Consider the following 15689-nt stretch of genomic DNA (forward strand, 5'->3'; position numbering starts at 1 on the left):
TCGTGCACCGCGCTCATAGCTCGGGGAACCACAGGGAGATCTCGCGGGTGGCCGACTCCGGCGAGTCGCTCCCGTGCACCAGGTTCTGCACCACCGCCGTACCCCAGTCGCGGCCGAGGTCGCCGCGGATGGTGCCGGGGGCCGCCTCGGTGGGGTTCGTCGCGCCGGCCAAGGACCGGAAGCCGGGGATGACACCCTCGCCCTCGGCGACGACCGCGAGCACCGGGCCCGACATCATGAACTCGACCAGCGGCTCGAAGAACGGCTTGCCCTCGTGCTCCGCGTAGTGCTTGTGCAGCAGCGCGGGCGTGGCGTCGAGCAGTCGCACGGCGCGCAGGGTGTATCCCTTGGCCTCGATGCGGCGCAGGATCTCGCCGGACAGACCGCGGCGCACGCCGTCGGGCTTGACGAGCACGAGCGTGCGCTCCGTCACGGGCGCCTCGGCGGTCTCGGTGGGCAGGTTCTCGGTGACGACGTCGGTCATGGGCCCTAGCGTAATGGGCCGGTACGACGGCGATCGCTCAGGTGTTGGGCGCGGTCTCGGGGTGCTCGGCGTCGTACGCGGCACGCTCCCGGTCCACGCGCGAACCGAGCCGCACCGCCATCACCCACAGACCCGCGAACACCAGGTTGACGACGGTCGCCAACGGCACGACGAGCCCCGTGGCGAGCACCAGAACCTGTGCGAGCGTCCCGCCCGCGATCCCGGCCGGGCGCCTCGTGAGCCGCGACAGCACCAGGAGCAGCAGGGCGAGGCCGCCGCCCACGCCCCACACCACGGCCGCCGAGTCCGACTGGAGCGGCCCGCGTTCGAAGGCGAGGTCACGCAGGCCGAACGCGACCAGCGTGATGAACAGCACGAGTACGGCCTCGCAGGCCAGAACGGTCGAGGTGAACTGCACCAGCGCGGAGGGCCGGGCCTTGATGCGATCGCCGGGGGCGGGTCGGTCCTTGCTCACCCCGCTACGATATCCGGCCCGGGGGCGGCGTCCGCACCCTGCCGCGCGCGACCCGATGTGGTGTCCGCTACGTCCGGCGGCTCCTCGCAGAGGATGGAGCGCAGTTCACGGATCGCCTCCGGCATGTGGACCTGGACCCCGTGCCCTCCGCCGGACCGCACCCAGGCGAGCGTGGTGGCCTGGACGACGGCGCCCGCGGCCGCGAGGACGGTCTCCGCGTCCGCCGTGAACGGCGCCACCGGCCGCCGCTCCTCGAGCAGGGCGATCAGTTCCGTCCGGTGCCGTTCGATGGCGTCCTGGTGGTGCTGCAGCAGGCGGGGCTCACGCCGCACGAGCTCGACCGCCGCCCGCACCCGGGCCGGCTCGTCGCCGAGCTGGTCCAGCATCCCTCCGATCAACGCCCGCAGATCCGTGAGCAGATGGCCGCTGGGGCCGCCCTCGGCGAAGGTGCGGGCGGCGTCCGGATCGAGGCCCACGTCGGTCCGGATCCCGATGACAGCCTCGTCCTTCGAGTCGAAGTAGTTGAAGAAGGTGCGCGGCGAGATCCCGGCCTCGGCGGCGATCCGGCCGGTGGTCACGGCGTCGTACCCGTGCTCCCGCACGAGGCGCTGGGCGGCGTCGATGATGGCGCCCCGGCGGACGCGTTTGTTGCGCTCGCGCAGGCCAGGTCGGTTCTCGCTCATCCGGATATTCTGCACCGGCCCCGTGGCCGCCGGGCTCCTCGTCCCAAGGAGCCCGACGACGGCCGCGGCGGGCGCCCGGACGACACGTCACACCTCGCCGAAGCCGGAGCCGATCATCTCCGCCAGGATCCTCGCCGCCCCGGCCGCGTCCGGGCCGCTCACCGTGATCGTCAGTTCGCGTCCCTGGGTCGCCCCGAGCGCCATGAGCTGCAGCACGCTCGACGCGTCCACGCCGTCGACCAGCACCGACGCGCCGAGCTCCGCGACCTTCCGGGACACCAGTGCGGCAGGCCGGGCGTGCAGCCCGAGCGGGTTGCGCAGCGTGGCGGTGGTCGTGACGCTGTCGGCCCCGCCGTCCGCCGCGTCCGCCTGGACGGGCCCCACTCCCGCCTCCGCCGCGGCGTCGTCGGTGTCCGGCACGACGCCGGCGGCCCGCGCGAACGTGCCACCGGCGTCCCGCACCGCCGCCACGACGCCGTCCACGTCGGAACCGCCGTGCGCCGCGACGGCCGCGGCGACCGCGCCCTCGACGAACGGGCCGGGCGCCAGCACCGCGGACGCCGTCAGGTCCTCCTCGAGCTCCAGCGCCGACTCCACGGTCAGCACCGACGAGCCCAGGTCGGCCAGGACGACGACGTCCGATGCCGCGGCCGCCGCCTTGCGCAGCGCCGCGGTCACGTCGTCGAGCGAGCTGCCCAGCCCTCCGTCGGGCAGCCCTCCGGCGGGGATCAGCGTCACATCGGGAGCCATCTGCCCGGCCAGCTCGGCCAGGCCCTGCGCCATCGCCGCCGAGTGCGACACCAGGACGATCGCGACCGTCATGCCACCTCCCGCCGGCTCGCGCGGCCGGTGCGCGCCGGGATTCCCGGCACTGCCAGGGCTCCGCCGTCGCCGGTCATGCCGGCTCCTCGCCGAGCGCGTCGACGGCTGCCGCGAGCAGCAGTGCGGTGGACCGCGCGCCGGGGTCCTCGTGCCCGGCGCTGCGCTCCCCGAGGTACGACGCGCGTCCCTTGGTGGCCACGAGCGGGATCGTCGCCGTCGACCCGGCGTCCGCTGCCGCGGCGGCCGCGCGCAGGGCGTCCGCCTCGTCGCCCTCGCCGGCGGCGCGCTCGGCGGCCTCGACGGCGGGCGTCCAGGCGTCGACCATGGTTTTCTCCCCCGGCTCGGCCTTGCCGCGCGCGGTGATCCCGTCCAGCGCGGACTCGAGCATCGCGACGATCCCGCGGGTGTCGATCGTCTCGTGGCCGGTCACCTTCGCGGCACGGAGGAACGCCGTCCCGTACAGCGGACCCGACGCCCCGCCGACGGTGGACATCAGCGTGGTCGCGGTGAGCTTGAGGACGTCGCCGACGAGGCGGGGCGGTGCCTCCGGACCGCCGGCACCGGACCCGTCGACCTCGGCGCGCCGGGCGTCCAGCTTGGCGACGACCGCCCGGAAGCCGCGGACGAGGTTCTCGCCGTGGTCGCCGTCGCCGATCTCCCGGTCCAGCTCGGTCAGCTCGTCACGCCTGTCGGCGACCGCGTCGGCGGTCCGCCGGATCCAGCGCTCCGCCCAGTCAGCATCCAGCGTCACCGCAGCATCACCTCATGCCTCCAGTCGTGCCGTGGAGTCGGCAAATCGGACTTTCACCCTCTCCGCTCGCATGCACCCCGGTCACCAGCGCAGTGCCGCCGTGTGCACGGGAGCGTCCCACAGCGCCTCGAGCTCGTCGTCCAGCCGCAGCACGGTGACCGACGCGCCCTGCATCTCCAGGGAGGTGACGTAGCTGCCCACGAGCGAGCGAGCCACGGTCACGCCCCGCTGTTCGAGGAGGCGCCGCGCTCGACCATAGACCACGTAGAGCTCCGAGGCGGGGGTTCCGCCCATACCGTTGACGAACAGCAACACACGCTCGCCCGGCGACAGCTCGAGGTCGTCGGCGACCGGGTCGAGCAGCATCTGCGTCACCTCGTCCGCGGGGACCGCCTTCACCCGGCGCCGGCCGGGCTCACCGTGGATGCCGATGCCGATCTCCAGCTGGTCGTCCGGGAGGTCGAAGCTCGGCCCTCCCACGTGCGGGACGGTGCAGGCCGTGACGGCGACCCCCATGGTGCGCACGTTGTCCACCACGTGCTGCGCGATCCGGGTGACGTCGTCGAGGTCGCCGCCCTGCATCGCCGCCGCGCCGGCGATCTTCTCCACGCAGAGCGTCCCGGCCACGCCCCGGCGGCCCGCGGTGTAGGTCGAGTTCTCCACGGCGACGTCATCGTTCACCACGACCGTGGCGACGCGGGCACCGTCGGCCTCCGCGAGTTCTACGGCGAGGTCGAAGTTGAGTACGTCGCCCGTGTAGTTCTTCACGATCGCGAGCACACCCGCCCCGCCGTCGGCGGCGTGCAGCGCGGGCAGGATGCCGTCGGGCGTGGGCGACGTGAACACGGCACCCGGGACGGCGGCGTCGAGCATCCCGTCGCCGACGAAGCCGGTGTGCAGCGGCTCGTGGCCGGAGCCGCCGCCGCTGACCAGGCCGACCTTGCCGGTCGTGGCGCCGCCGACGCGGGTCACGTAGGTGGGGTCGTGATGCACCTGGACCAGGTCGGCGTGCGCGAGCGCGAATCCGGCCAGCGAATCGGCGACGGCGTTCTCGGGATCGTTGAGCAGCTTCTTCACGGCTGGTCCCTTCTTCGTCGACGCGGGCAGATCCATCCTCTCACCGGCGCCGCGGCGCGCGGGAGCCCGTTCACCGGCGCAGCAGCGCGCGGGCGTCCGCGACCGTGACGACGGAGCCGGTGACCAGCACGGCGCTGCCCACGCCGACGCCGACGACGTCGCCCGCCTCCGCCAGGTCCGTCGCGACCTGGATCGCCTCGGCGAGGTCGGCCGCGACGTGCACGCGGTCCTCACCGAAGACGTCGTTCGCCACGTCGGCCAGTTCCTCCGGCTCCATCGACCGCTCGTTGGTGTTCCGCGTGACCACGATCTCCGCGAGCACCGGTTCGAGGACGGCGAGGAGCGCCTCGGCGTCCTTGTCGGCCATGATCCCGACGACGCCGACGACACGGTGCAGGTCGAACGCCTCCTCGAGCGCCTCGACCATGGCCTCCGCGCCGGCGGGGTTGTGGGCGGCGTCGACGATCGTCGTCGGGCTGGATCGCACGACCTCCAGCCGGCCCGGGCTGGTGACCTGCCCGAACCCGGCCTCGACGACGCCGCCGTCGAGCGCCTTGCCGCCGCTGATGAGCGCCTCGGTCGCGGCGAGCGCGAGCAGGGCGTTGTGCGCCTGGTGCGCGCCGTGCAGGGGCACGTACACGTCCGTGTAGAGGCCTCCGGGGGTGCGCAGGGCGACGAGCTGGCCGCCGACGGCGAGCTGCCGGCCGGCGACCTCCAGGTCGACGCCCTCGCGGATCAAGCGGGCGCCCGTCCGCTCGGCGCGCGCCAGGATCTCGGCGTCGGCGTCCTCACGCTGGGCGGCGACGATCGCCGTCGCGCCGTCCTTGATGATCCCGGCCTTCTCCGCGGCGATCTCGGCGATGCTGTGGCCGAGCCACTTCTCGTGGTCCATCGCGACGGGGGTGAGGACGGCGACCGGGGCGTCGACGACGTTCGTGGAATCCCAGCTGCCGCCCAGGCCCACCTCGATGACAGCGACGTCGACGGGCGCGTCGGCGAACGCGGCGATCGCCATGACGGTCAGGACCTCGAAGAAGCTCAGCGGCGGGCCGCCGTCGGCCTCGGACTCGCGGTCGGCCACGCCGATGTACGGCGCGACGTCCTCGAAGACCTCGACGAAGCGGTCCTCGTCGAGCGGTTCCCCGTCGATCTGGATGCGCTCGGTCACGCTGGCCAGGTGCGGGCTGGTGAACAGGCCGGTGCGCAGGCCGTGCTCGCGGACCAGGGACTCGATCATGCGGGCCGTGGAGGACTTGCCGTTGGTGCCGGTGATGTGGATCGCCCGGAACGCGCGGTGGGGGTCGCCCAGCAGTTCGAGCACGCGCTCGACGCGTGCCATGGTGGGGTCGATCTTGTGCTCGGGCATCCGGGAGAAGATCTCCCGGCTCACGGTCTTGAAGGCGTCGCTCACGAGACGAGGATAAGTGGGCGGGCGCCACCCGGGCGGACGGGTCCGCCCCGTTCCGCCGGTCGTCGCATCACGTCGTCGATGCCGGGTCGTTCGTCGCACCACCATGGGTACCGGTGCATCGAGGTGGACCTGGGACGGGTGAGACCCGACCGGATACCCTCGCCCTGTGGCCGACGACACTGCGACCAGCCGGTATGTCACGTTCGGCGGCGTCGCCGAGCTGTCACGGGTCCCATCGTCCATCCCGATGCTCGTGGTGCCCTTGGGACGCGAGCGCCGGTGATCGTCGATATCGGCGACCCCGGCGCTCGCCTCGGAGCCGGGTAGCGACCCCGCTACATCAGGCCCGCGAGTCGGTACAGCACCAGGCCGCCCGCCACGGCGACGTTCAGGCTCGCACCCCAGCCGGCCATCGGGATCTCGACGCATTCGTCGATGTCGGCGAGGACGTCGTCGGGCACGCCGTGGTGCTCGTGGCCAAGCAGCACAACCGTGGTCCCCGTAGCGGCGCCGAGGCGCGGGAGCGGCGTCGCGCCGTCGGCCAGTTCCGCCGCGAGCACGCGGCGGCCGGCGCTGCGCTGTCTGTCGAGCCACTCCTCGGTGGAAGGTGCGACCCAGTGAATGCACGGTCGCCGACCGCGCAGTGTGTCGCTGGTGGCGAGGACGTTGCGGTCGTACGGCGTGCGCGGCACGGCCTGCACGCCCCCACCGCGTCGCAGGTGCGCGGCAGGGTCCCGAGGTTCGCGTCGTAGGCGACCCACAGGGGCGCGATGATCAGGCGGTCCCAGCAGCCGTGCCGACCGCCACGTCGCCGGGACGTCAGCCGTAGATCTTTTCCGCGTAGCTCGGGCCGTAGTGCTGCTCCACCTCGGCGAGGGTCTGGTCCTTGCGCTCGAGTGCCTGGGAGATGACGGCGCGGCGCGGCGCGGCGTCGGGCTCCCACGACTCCGGGTCCCACGCCCTCGAACGCAGGAACGCCTTCGAGCAGTGGTAGAACACCTCGGCGATCTCGACCTCCAGGCCGATCACCGGGACGTGGTTCCGGACCCGGAGGTCCGCGAACCAGGGTGCGTCGCGGACCATGCGGGCGGTGCCGTTGACCCGGAGCGTGTCGCCGCGGCCGGGGACGACGAAGATGAGCCCGATGCGCGGGTCCGCCAGCAGGTTGTGGAAGCCGTCGGCGCGGCGGTTGCCGGGACGCTCGGGGATCGCGAGCGTGCGGTCGTCGAGCACGATCGCGAACGACCCGGCCGGGTCGCCCTTGGGCGACACGTCGAGGCCGCCGTCCGGGTCGGCCGTCGCGACGAAGCCGAGCGAGGACGCGGCCAGGAACTCCCTGTCGAGCTCGTGCAGGGCGGTGCGCACCTTGTCTCGCGCCGGATACGTCGCCTGCCCGACGATGCCTTCCAGCTCCGTGACGGACGTGATCGGGGTACCGAACCGGGAAGTCGCTTCAGCAGTCATGCCGTCAACGTATCCGTGCCGTCGAGCACATGGAACTCCTCGAGCGCCTTTCGAGGTGCTCTGCCCTGGCCGCTGCCCTCGGCCGTGCGGCCTGAGCCCTCACCCGAGCCAGCCCTGTCGTCGGGCCGCCGAGACCGCCGCGGTGCGGTCCTGGACGTCCAGCTTGGCGAAGACGCGGATCAGGTGGGTCTTCACGGTGGCCTCCGCGATGAACAGCCGGGTGCCGATCTCCGCGTTGGAGTGGCCGCTCGCGACCAGCGTGAGCACCTCGACCTCGCGCGGCGTGAGCCGCTCGGCCCGGACCGAGGACACGAGGCGCGTGGCCACGCTCGGCGCCAGCACCGTCTCGCCCCGCGCCGCCGACCGGACGCCGGCGACCAGGTCCGCGCGGGGCGTGTCCTTGAGCAGGTAGCCCGTGGCACCGGCCTCGACCGCGCGCAGGATGTCGGCGTCGGTGTCGTACGTGGTCAGCACGACGACGCGCGGCGGGCTGTCGACCGCACGGATCCGGGCCGTGGCCCCGACGCCGTCGAGCACCGGCATCCGGAGATCCATGAGAACGACGTCCGGCGCGAGTTCGCCGGCCAGTGCGACCGCCTCCGCGCCGTCGCTCGCCTCACCGACCACCTCGAGGTCGGGTTCGACGCTCAGCATGCCGACCAGGCCCGAGCGCACCACGGGGTGGTCGTCCGCCACCAGCACCCGGATCATCCGCGCTCCCCTTGGCTCTCGCCGTCGTGCAGCGGCAGCCGAACCGCCAGCACCGTGCCGCCCGTCTCCCCGGGACCGATCGACAGGCTGCCGCCCGCCGTCGTGACGCGCTCCCGCATGCCCGAGAGCCCGAAACCCTCGCCGGCGACGAACCCGAATCCCTCGGGGAGTCCGCGTCCGTCGTCGGACACCTCGAGCAGCACCGTATCGTCCACGCGGGTCAGCCGGACCTCGACCGCGCTCGCCGCGGCGTGGCGCCGCACGTTGGCGAGCCCTTCCTGGGCCACCCGCAGCAGTACCACCTCGGCGGACGGCGGCAACCCCAGGACGCCGTCGGCGACGAACCACGCCTGCAGGCCGGTCTCGTCGCCGAACCTGGCCACGAGCCGGCCGAGCGCCTCGGCCAGCGACTGCTCCTTCAGCGGCGCCGGCGCGAACGCCGCGACGAGCGCCCTGGCCTCGGCGAGGTTGTCGCGCGCGGTCTCCTCGATCAGGCCGAGCCGGTCGCGCGCCGCCTCGGCGCCGTCGTCGGCGTCCAGCACCGCCGACGCCGCCTGCGCCTGCATGACGACGCTCGTGAAGCCCTGCGCGAGCGTGTCGTGGATCTCGCGGGCGATCCGGGCCCGCTCGGCCTCCACGCCGGCCGCGTGATGCGACCGCGCCAGGGCGTCCTGCGCAGCGCGGAGCTCGTCGACGAGACGCGCGTGCTCCTCACCCTGCCGCATGGTCCACGCGACCCATATGCCCAGCCCGACGGCGAACAGCAGGACCACGCCCATCTGCGCCGGCACGACGATCACCGCTTCCGGTGCGAAGCCCACGCGGATCAGGATCCCCAGGCTCGCCGCCAGCGCGAGCGCCGCGCTGACGACGACCGCCCAGCGGCGCCGTTCGAGCAGCATCCAGGCATGTGAGAACGCCACGAACAACAGCAGCGGCGCGCTCCCCGAGCTCGCGGTCGCCGTTCCGGTGCCGATCACGAGCACCACGACGTACGCCGCGGCAGCCGACTGGTTCCGCGAGCGCGCCGCACGGCCGCCCCAGACCGCGTAGGCGATGCCGATCGCGGCGATGGCCACGTACGACAGCAACAGGTCGGCGCCCCGTGCCCCCTCGACGGCGATCTGGATCGCGGTCAGGATCAGGATCGCGACGAACACGACGTCCCACCACACGACGATCCGGTCCCAGGCGGCGTACGGCCCGTCGGGAGCCGGCGGGGCGGCGTCGCTCCGGACGCCCGCGCGTTCCTCGTCGCCGTCCGCCGTCGCCTCACCCGTCATCGCGCCTCCGCCAGCGGAAGGTCCGCACTCCGATCACGAGTCCCAGGATGAGCCACAGGGCCAGGACCGTCGCGACGAGGAGGTGCTGCCACTCCCCCGTGGTCTCGACCGCGGCGAACTCGTCGGGCAGGAACACCGACCGCATGCCCTGGGCCAGCCACTTCAGCGGGAACAGTTGCGCGACCTGCTGCATCCAGTCGGGCAGGGACGGGTACGGGAAGAACACCCCGGAGATGAACTGGAGCACCAGGACGACGGGGGTCACCACCGCGGACGCCGAGCGCCCGGACCGCGGCACCGTCGAGAACGCCACGCCGCAGACCGCGCCGCTCGCGGTCCCGAGCGCGAACACCCAGGCGAACGTCCACCAGCGGTCGCCGTCGGGCAGCGGGACGTCGAACGCGAGGCTCGCGAGCGCGATCAGGGCCGCCGTCTGCACGACCGAGACCAGGAGCACCTGCCCCACCTTGCCGAGGAAGTACGAGAGTGCCGGGAGGGGCGTGGCGCGCAACCGTTTGAGCGTGCCGTCGTCCCGCTCGACGGCGATAGAGATCGCCATGGTCTGGAAGCTCGACAGCATGACGCCGGTGGCGACCATGCCGGGCAGGAAGTACTGCGCGAAGTTGATCTCCACGGGACCGGCGCCGATGTCGAACACCTGGTCCTCGCCGCCGAACACCGAGGCGAAGATCGCCATCATGATCAGCGGGTAGGCGAAGATGAAGATCATCGCGTCGCGTTCGCGGACGAAGCCGAGCAGCTCCACGCGGGTGCGCACGAGACCGAGCGCGAGCGGGCCGGGCAGACGGGGGCGGGTCGGGGAGGTGCCGGGAACCCTGTCGCGGGTGCTGGTCGTCATCGCCGTGCCTCACTGCTCTCGTCGCTGCTTCCGGCGCTGGTCTCCGCACCGGTCCCGGCGCCTTCCTCGGCCGCGGTGCGCCCGCCGCCGATGAGGTCCAGGTACACGTCCTCGAGGGTCGGCCGGGTGATGGTGAGCCCTGGGATCTCACCGCCGGGACCGCCGATCTCGCGCGCGAGCCGGGCCACCGCCTCGGTGGGTCGGTCGGTGCGGAGCGATCGCCGCGCACCGCCGTCCAGCCAGCTGACCAGCGGCGTGCGCGCGTCCGGGCCGCCCAGGCTGTCCGGCGCCCCGGAGGCGACGACCGTTCCGTGGTCGATGACGACGACGCGGTCGGCGAGGTACGCCGCCTCCTCCAGGTAGTGGGTGGTCAGCAGGATCGTGGCGCCGTCGTCCCGCAGTCCGGTCACGAGGTCCCAGAACGAGCGGCGCGCCTGCGGGTCGAAGCCGGTGGTGGGCTCGTCGAGGAAGAGCAGGTCGGGCCTGCCCACGATGCCGAGCGCGACGTCGAGCCGCCTGCGCTGCCCGCCCGACAGCGCGCGCGTCCGCTTGCGCGCGTGCTCGGTGAGGCCGACGGCCTCGATCACCTCGGCGGGTTCTCCCGGAACCGGGTAGTACCGCGCCGTGGCGCCGACCATCTCGGCGACGGTGAGCTCGCCCAGGTCGCGCGAGTCCTGCTGCACGACGCCGATGCGGGCACGCCAGGCGCGGCCGGCTCGCGCGGGGTCCTCACCCAGTACGGAGACCTCCCCGGCGTCGCGATCGCGGAAGCCCTCCAGGATCTCGACGGTGGTGGTCTTCCCCGCGCCGTTGGGGCCGAGCACGGCGAAGATCTCGCCGCGCTCGACGTGCAGGTCGAGGCCGTCGACGGCCGCGACGCGCGCGGTTCCTCCCGCGCCGCGCGACCGGTACGTCTTGCGCAGCCCGCGCACGCTCACTGCCGTATCGCGGGGGCGCACCCGCTCCACCGTTCCGCGCACTGGCGCCCGTTCCGTCTGCATGCCCACCATGCTTTCGCGCGCCAGGCCTCGGCCACCACCACCGGCCGGTCGGATCCCGTGTCCACCGAACGATGGACCCGGCAGGTTACGGCCCGCCGGCGCCGAGGACGGCCGGCACGTGGGCCGGCACGCGCGACTCGCTCAGCGCGGCCCTCGCAGCCTCCACCCCGCCACCGCCACGCCGACGACCGGCGCGATCACCCACAGGGACACCGGCCCGTGCGAGCCCGGATCGATCAGCGTGAGCCAAAGGTGCTCCCCCAGCACCCGGAGCGGCTCGAACGGGTAGGCACGCAGGACCTCCGCACCCATGTGCACCTGCTGCAGCGCCGCGGAGATCGCCGGCCGCAGCGACTGCGCGACCCACACGAGCGTGAGCGCCGGCGCCCACAGGACCCACGTCCACGGCCGCCCAGCGGCGACACTCGTCCCGAGCGCCACGCCCACCAGCACCGCCAGGAACCAGCTCGTCACCAGCGGCGCCACGGGAGAGGCAGGCCCAGCGAAGGCCGATGCGACGATCAGCAGCGCGTCGTGCGCGAAGGCGATCGGCACCGCGACGGCGCACGCGCGGAGCCAGACCGGCCCGAGGGCGGCAAGCAGCCCGAGCGCGAGGCCGCCGGCCGTGGCCGCCAGGGCGACGACGGTGAGCCCCGCGACGATCTCGGAGCCCGCCGACGCACCGCTCGGCCACCAGCCGGCCATGGAGCCCCCGGCCAGGAGGAACGTCCCCACCGCGGTGCCGAGGGTCCCGACGACGGCCGCCACGGCCGCCCACCGGACGGTGGACCACCGACCGCCGACGACGCCGACGACGCCGCGATCGGCCTCGACACCGCCACCTCCACTGAACCGCCGCACGAGGACCACCAGGTACCCCGCGGCGGCTCCCCCGGCGATCATGCCGGTGACGAAGCTCGGCAGCCCGGACAGGCTCGACCCGTCGACGCGGGCGAGGAGGAACGCCTGGGGCGCGACCGCGACGGCCAGCCAGGCCGCGGGCGCGGCGAGCAGTGCGCCCAGCACCCACCCGTACCGCGGCACCGTGGCAGGATCACCCACGCGTAGCTCACTCACGCGGGCGATCCTGGCAAAATATCTCCATTCAGGTCAACTAAGCGGACTTTTGGACCGAAACCGTGCGGTCGGCCCCGTCGTTCGCCGAGACGGACACCGTGTCCGCGAGCGTCTCGCCGGCCACGAGCCCCTCGTGCGCCCGCACCGCGTCGACCCACTCGCCCGGCACCTCGAGCGTGAGCGCGATGCGGTCGGTCACGTGCAGGCCGGCCGCCTTGCGCGCCTCCTGCACGTCACGGATCACGTCACGGGCGTAGCCCTCGGCGCGCAGGTCGTCGTCGAGCGCGAGGTCGAGCACGACGAATCCGCCCCCGGCCAGGACCGCGGCGGCGACGTCGGCCCCCGCCCCCTCGCCCACGACCGTGGCGAGCTCGTACTCGGACGCCAGCAGCTCGACCTCGCCGTCGTCCGTCCGGACGACGACCCGCTCGGAGCCGTCGTCGCCCGCCCGCTTCGTCCACGCGCCCGCCTTCGACGCCTTGATGACCGCCTGCACGCCCTTCCCGAGGCGTGGCCCGGCGGCCCCCGCATTGACCGCGAGCCGCTCGGTGATCCCGTACGACGACGCCACCTCGGGCGAGAAGGCCACCAGCTCGACCGACTTCAGGTTCAGCTCCGAGGCGAGCAGGTCCAGATGCGGCGCGACACCGTCCGGATCAGGCACGGCCACGACCAGGGAGCGCAGCGGCTGGCGCACCCGCAGCTTGTTCGCCTTGCGCAGCGCCAGTGTCTGCGACACGACGGCCCGGGCCGACTCGACGGCGGCCACCAGCACGTCGTCGGCCACGAGGATCGCGTCCTCCGCGCATCCGATCGGCGAGCTCTCGGGCGCCCCGAGCGACGGCCAGTCGGCCAGGTGCACCGACCGGCCGCCGGTGAGGCCGCGCCACACCTCCTCCGTGGTCAGCGGCGCGAGCGGCGCCATGACCCGGCAGAGCACCTCCAGCGCGGTGTAGAGGGTGTCGAACGCGTCGGCGTCCTCCTCCCAGAACCGGTCCCGCTGCGTGCGGACGTACCAGTTGGTCAGCGCGTCGAGGTACTGGCGCACGGACTCGCACGCGCCCGCGATGTCGTACCCGTCGAGCTGGTCCGTGACCGTCTCGACCAGGTCGCGGGTCCGTGCGAGCAGGTACCGGTCCATCACGCCCAGCCGCGCCACGCGCTCCGGGTCGAGGTTCCGCGCGATCCGGCCCCTGCCTGCGTCGGCGGAGGCGGCGTCGCCGGAGCCCTTCACGCTGTTGGCGTAGAGCGTGAAGAAGTAGTACGTGCTCCACAACGGCAGCAGCACCTGGCGCACCGCGTCGCGGATGCCCTCCTCCGTCACGACCAGGTTGCCGCCGCGCAGGATGGGCGACGCCATGAGGAACCAGCGCATGGCGTCGGACCCGTCGCGGTCGAAGACCTCGTTGACGTCCGGGTAGTTGCGCAGCGACTTGGACATCTTGCGGCCGTCGGAGCCCAGCACGATGCCGTGCGACAGCGCCGTCTGGAACGCCGGGCGGTCGAACAGCGCCGTCGCCAGGATGTGCAGCGTGTAGAACCAACCGCGGGTCTGCCCGATGTACTCCACGATGAAGTCGCCCGGGTAGTGGTGCTCGAACCACTCCGTGTTGTCGAACGGGTAGTGCACCTGGGCGTACGGCATGGAGCCGGAGTCGAACCAGACGTCCAGCACGTCCTCGACGCGCCGCATCGTCGACCTTCCGGTCGGGTCGTCGGGATTCGGCCGGGTCAGCTCGTCGACGAAGGGCCGGTGCAGGTCGGGGACGTCGGGGTTGGCCGGGTCGCGCGGCAGCCGCCCGAAGTCGCGCTCCAGTTCCTCGAACGACCCGTACACGTCGATCCGCGGGTACTCGGGGTTGTCGCTCTTCCACACCGGTACCGGCGAACCCCAGAACCGGTTGCGGGTGATCGACCAGTCTCGGGCGCCCGCCAGCCACTTGCCGAACTGCCCCTCCTGGATGTGCTCGGGCACCCAGGCGATGTCCTTGTTCAGCTCGACCATCCGGTCCTTGAACTTCGTCACCTCGACGAACCACGACGACACTCCCATGTAGATCAGCGGCTGCCGGCACCGCCAGCAGTGCGGGTAGGAGTGGTCGTAGGACTCGCGGCGCAGCAGCACCGTGCCGGCCGTGACCGAACCGGCCTCGTCATCGCCCGCGCCGCGCGTGCGCGCCTTGAGGTGGTCGATGATCGGCAGGTTCGCGTCGAACACCTGCAGCCCGGCGTACTCGTCCACCGGGTGGGTGAATCGCCCGTCGGCCCCCACCGGCATGACGGACTCCACGCCCTCGCGGTCGCAGACGATCTTGTCGTCCTCACCGAACGCGCCGGCACTGTGCACCAGGCCCGTACCGTCCGTGGTGGTGACGAAGTCCGCCTCGACGACGCGGTGCGCGCGCTCGCGGCCCGCGTAGTAGGAGAACGGCGGCGTGTAGGCGACGCCGAGCAGGTCACGGCCGGTGAGGCGGGCCACGACGCGAGGTTCCTCCGCTCCCTCCTCGACCAGCTCGCGGGCGTACGCGGCCAGGCGCGCCTCGGCGACGACGTACCGGGAGCCCGCCGCCTCCACCACGGCGTAGTCGATGTCCGGCCCCACCATGACCAGCAGGTTCGACGGGAGCGTCCACGGCGTGGTCGTCCAGATCAGGAGCTTGTCGCCCGGCCGCACGGCCCCGTCGGCGGATCCGCTCACGACGTCGAAGCCCACCGTCACCGCCGGGTCCTGGCGGTTCTGGTAGACGTCGTCGTCCATGCGCAGCTCGTGGTTGCTCAGCGGCGTCTGGTCGTTCCAGCAGTACGGCAGGACGCGGAAGTCCTCGTAGATCAGGCCCTTGTCGTACAGCGACTTGAACGCCCAGATCACCGACTCCATGAAGGTCGGGTCCAGGGTCTTGTAGTCGTTCTCGAAGTCGACCCAGCGGGCCTGACGCGTGACGTAGGCGCGCCACTCGTCGGTGTACTTCATGACCGAGCTGCGGCAAGCGGCGTTGAACGTGTCGATGCCGAGCTCGACGATCTCGTCCTTGGTCTTGATGCCGAGCTGGTTCATCGCCTCGAGCTCGGCCGGCAGGCCGTGCGTGTCCCAGCCGAAGCGGCGCTCGACGCGCCGGCCGCGCATCGTCTGGTAGCGCGGCACGACGTCCTTCGCGTAGCCGGTCAGCAGGTGGCCGTAGTGCGGCAGGCCGTTGGCGAAGGGCGGGCCGTCGTAGAAGACGAACTCGTTCTCACCGTTCTCGCCCGCGTCGCGCTGGTCGATGGAGGCCTGGAAGGTCCCGTCGACCTCCCAGTGGTCGAGGACCTCGCGCTCGAGCGCGGGCAGGTCCGGGGAGGCGGCGACGTTGTCCTCGTCGCGGTGCAAGGGATAGCGGGCTGGGTCGGCCATGGTCTCGGGGCTCCTGCGGTGGTCGTCGGTCCGGCAGCGCTGCTGCGAGGACGACGTCGCGCCGCCGCCGTCCGGGGACGACGACGAGCCGCGGGCCGCGGTACCACCCCGCTTGCCGTTCGCTTTCGCGAACGGCCGCTCGTTGACGGCTGTGACGGGCCTGCCCGTCCGGTTCTACTGAGGTGTCCGACGGCGACCGCGGG

At 72.8% G+C, this 15689-nt stretch carries 15 protein-coding genes; all 15 read right to left on the bottom strand.

Annotation, left to right across the window (positions count from 1 at the left end):
* Nucleotides 1-13: 13 nt before the first annotated feature.
* A complete protein-coding gene (ndk, locus tag IIE03_RS11025; protein ID WP_192862811.1) occupies nt 14-484 on the bottom strand; it encodes a nucleoside-diphosphate kinase in 471 nt (156 codons plus the stop codon).
* A 37-nt stretch (nt 485-521) separates the two neighbouring features.
* The gene (locus IIE03_RS11030; RefSeq protein ID WP_192862812.1) at nt 522-959 is read right to left on the bottom strand and encodes a DUF4233 domain-containing protein; all 438 of its coding nucleotides are present in this window, start codon (nt 957-959) and stop codon (nt 522-524) included.
* On the bottom strand, nt 956-1642 hold the full coding sequence (locus tag IIE03_RS11035) for a TetR/AcrR family transcriptional regulator (RefSeq protein WP_192862813.1): 687 nt from the start codon (nt 1640-1642) through the stop codon (nt 956-958). The genes IIE03_RS11030 and IIE03_RS11035 overlap by 4 nt, the downstream gene beginning before the upstream one ends.
* An 87-nt stretch (nt 1643-1729) precedes the next feature.
* The gene (gene dhaM, locus IIE03_RS11040; RefSeq protein WP_192862814.1) at nt 1730-2464 is read right to left on the bottom strand and encodes a dihydroxyacetone kinase phosphoryl donor subunit DhaM; all 735 of its coding nucleotides are present in this window, start codon (nt 2462-2464) and stop codon (nt 1730-1732) included.
* 73 nt (nt 2465-2537) lie between these two features.
* Nucleotides 2538-3215: a dihydroxyacetone kinase subunit DhaL gene (dhaL, locus tag IIE03_RS11045; protein WP_192862815.1), complete on the bottom strand. Its 678-nt coding sequence runs from the start codon at nt 3213-3215 to the stop codon at nt 2538-2540.
* A gap of 81 nt (nt 3216-3296) precedes the next feature.
* Nucleotides 3297-4292: a dihydroxyacetone kinase subunit DhaK gene (dhaK, locus tag IIE03_RS11050; protein ID WP_192862816.1), complete on the bottom strand. Its 996-nt coding sequence runs from the start codon at nt 4290-4292 to the stop codon at nt 3297-3299.
* 70 nt (nt 4293-4362) lie between these two features.
* Nucleotides 4363-5658 (bottom strand): bifunctional folylpolyglutamate synthase/dihydrofolate synthase, encoded by a 1296-nt coding sequence (locus IIE03_RS11055; protein ID WP_225997617.1) that lies wholly within the window; start codon nt 5656-5658, stop codon nt 4363-4365.
* A 380-nt stretch (nt 5659-6038) separates the two neighbouring features.
* On the bottom strand, nt 6039-6404 hold the full coding sequence (locus IIE03_RS11060) for a TrmH family RNA methyltransferase (RefSeq protein WP_318842925.1): 366 nt from the start codon (nt 6402-6404) through the stop codon (nt 6039-6041).
* Between the two features lie 118 nt (nt 6405-6522).
* Nucleotides 6523-7167: an MSMEG_1061 family FMN-dependent PPOX-type flavoprotein gene (locus tag IIE03_RS11065; RefSeq protein ID WP_192862817.1), complete on the bottom strand. Its 645-nt coding sequence runs from the start codon at nt 7165-7167 to the stop codon at nt 6523-6525.
* A 99-nt stretch (nt 7168-7266) separates the two neighbouring features.
* Entirely contained in the window at nt 7267-7878 is a 612-nt protein-coding gene (locus IIE03_RS11070; protein WP_192862818.1) for a response regulator, read from the bottom strand.
* Nucleotides 7875-9161: a sensor histidine kinase gene (locus IIE03_RS11075; RefSeq protein WP_192862819.1), complete on the bottom strand. Its 1287-nt coding sequence runs from the start codon at nt 9159-9161 to the stop codon at nt 7875-7877. Before IIE03_RS11075 ends, IIE03_RS11070 begins: the two co-directional genes overlap by 4 nt.
* Complete coding sequence (locus tag IIE03_RS11080; RefSeq protein WP_192862820.1) at nt 9151-10020, bottom strand: ABC transporter permease; 870 nt, start codon at nt 10018-10020, stop codon at nt 9151-9153. Before IIE03_RS11080 ends, IIE03_RS11075 begins: the two co-directional genes overlap by 11 nt.
* Nucleotides 10017-11021, bottom strand: a complete 1005-nt coding sequence (locus IIE03_RS11085; protein ID WP_192862821.1) for an ABC transporter ATP-binding protein — start codon at nt 11019-11021, stop codon at nt 10017-10019. The genes IIE03_RS11080 and IIE03_RS11085 overlap by 4 nt, the downstream gene beginning before the upstream one ends.
* A gap of 141 nt (nt 11022-11162) precedes the next feature.
* Nucleotides 11163-12098: a hypothetical protein gene (locus IIE03_RS11090; protein WP_192862822.1), complete on the bottom strand. Its 936-nt coding sequence runs from the start codon at nt 12096-12098 to the stop codon at nt 11163-11165.
* Nucleotides 12099-12135: 37 nt separating this feature from the next.
* Complete coding sequence (ileS, locus tag IIE03_RS11095; RefSeq protein ID WP_192862823.1) at nt 12136-15486, bottom strand: isoleucine--tRNA ligase; 3351 nt, start codon at nt 15484-15486, stop codon at nt 12136-12138.
* Nucleotides 15487-15689 lie beyond the last annotated feature (203 nt).

It is taken from the genome of Myceligenerans pegani, from assembly GCF_014892515.1.
GTDB classification, from domain to species: domain Bacteria; phylum Actinomycetota; class Actinomycetes; order Actinomycetales; family Cellulomonadaceae; genus Myceligenerans; species Myceligenerans pegani.

Bases quoted from the DNA above. Each gene is read 5' to 3' on its own strand.
- ndk (WP_192862811.1), bottom strand. From the start codon at position 484: ATGACCGACGTCGTCACCGAGAACCTGCCCACCGAGACCGCCGAGGCG.
- IIE03_RS11035 (WP_192862813.1), bottom strand. From the start codon at position 1,642: ATGAGCGAGAACCGACCTGGCCTGCGCGAGCGCAACAAACGCGTCCGC.
- dhaM (WP_192862814.1), bottom strand. From the start codon at position 2,464: ATGACGGTCGCGATCGTCCTGGTGTCGCACTCGGCGGCGATGGCGCAG.
- IIE03_RS11055 (WP_225997617.1), bottom strand. From the start codon at position 5,658: ATGCCCGAGCACAAGATCGACCCCACCATGGCACGCGTCGAGCGCGTG.
- IIE03_RS11065 (WP_192862817.1), bottom strand. From the start codon at position 7,167: ATGACTGCTGAAGCGACTTCCCGGTTCGGTACCCCGATCACGTCCGTC.
- IIE03_RS11070 (WP_192862818.1), bottom strand. From the start codon at position 7,878: ATGATCCGGGTGCTGGTGGCGGACGACCACCCCGTGGTGCGCTCGGGC.
- IIE03_RS11075 (WP_192862819.1), bottom strand. From the start codon at position 9,161: ATGACGGGTGAGGCGACGGCGGACGGCGACGAGGAACGCGCGGGCGTC.
- IIE03_RS11080 (WP_192862820.1), bottom strand. From the start codon at position 10,020: ATGACGACCAGCACCCGCGACAGGGTTCCCGGCACCTCCCCGACCCGC.
- IIE03_RS11085 (WP_192862821.1), bottom strand. From the start codon at position 11,021: ATGCAGACGGAACGGGCGCCAGTGCGCGGAACGGTGGAGCGGGTGCGC.
- ileS (WP_192862823.1), bottom strand. From the start codon at position 15,486: ATGGCCGACCCAGCCCGCTATCCCTTGCACCGCGACGAGGACAACGTC.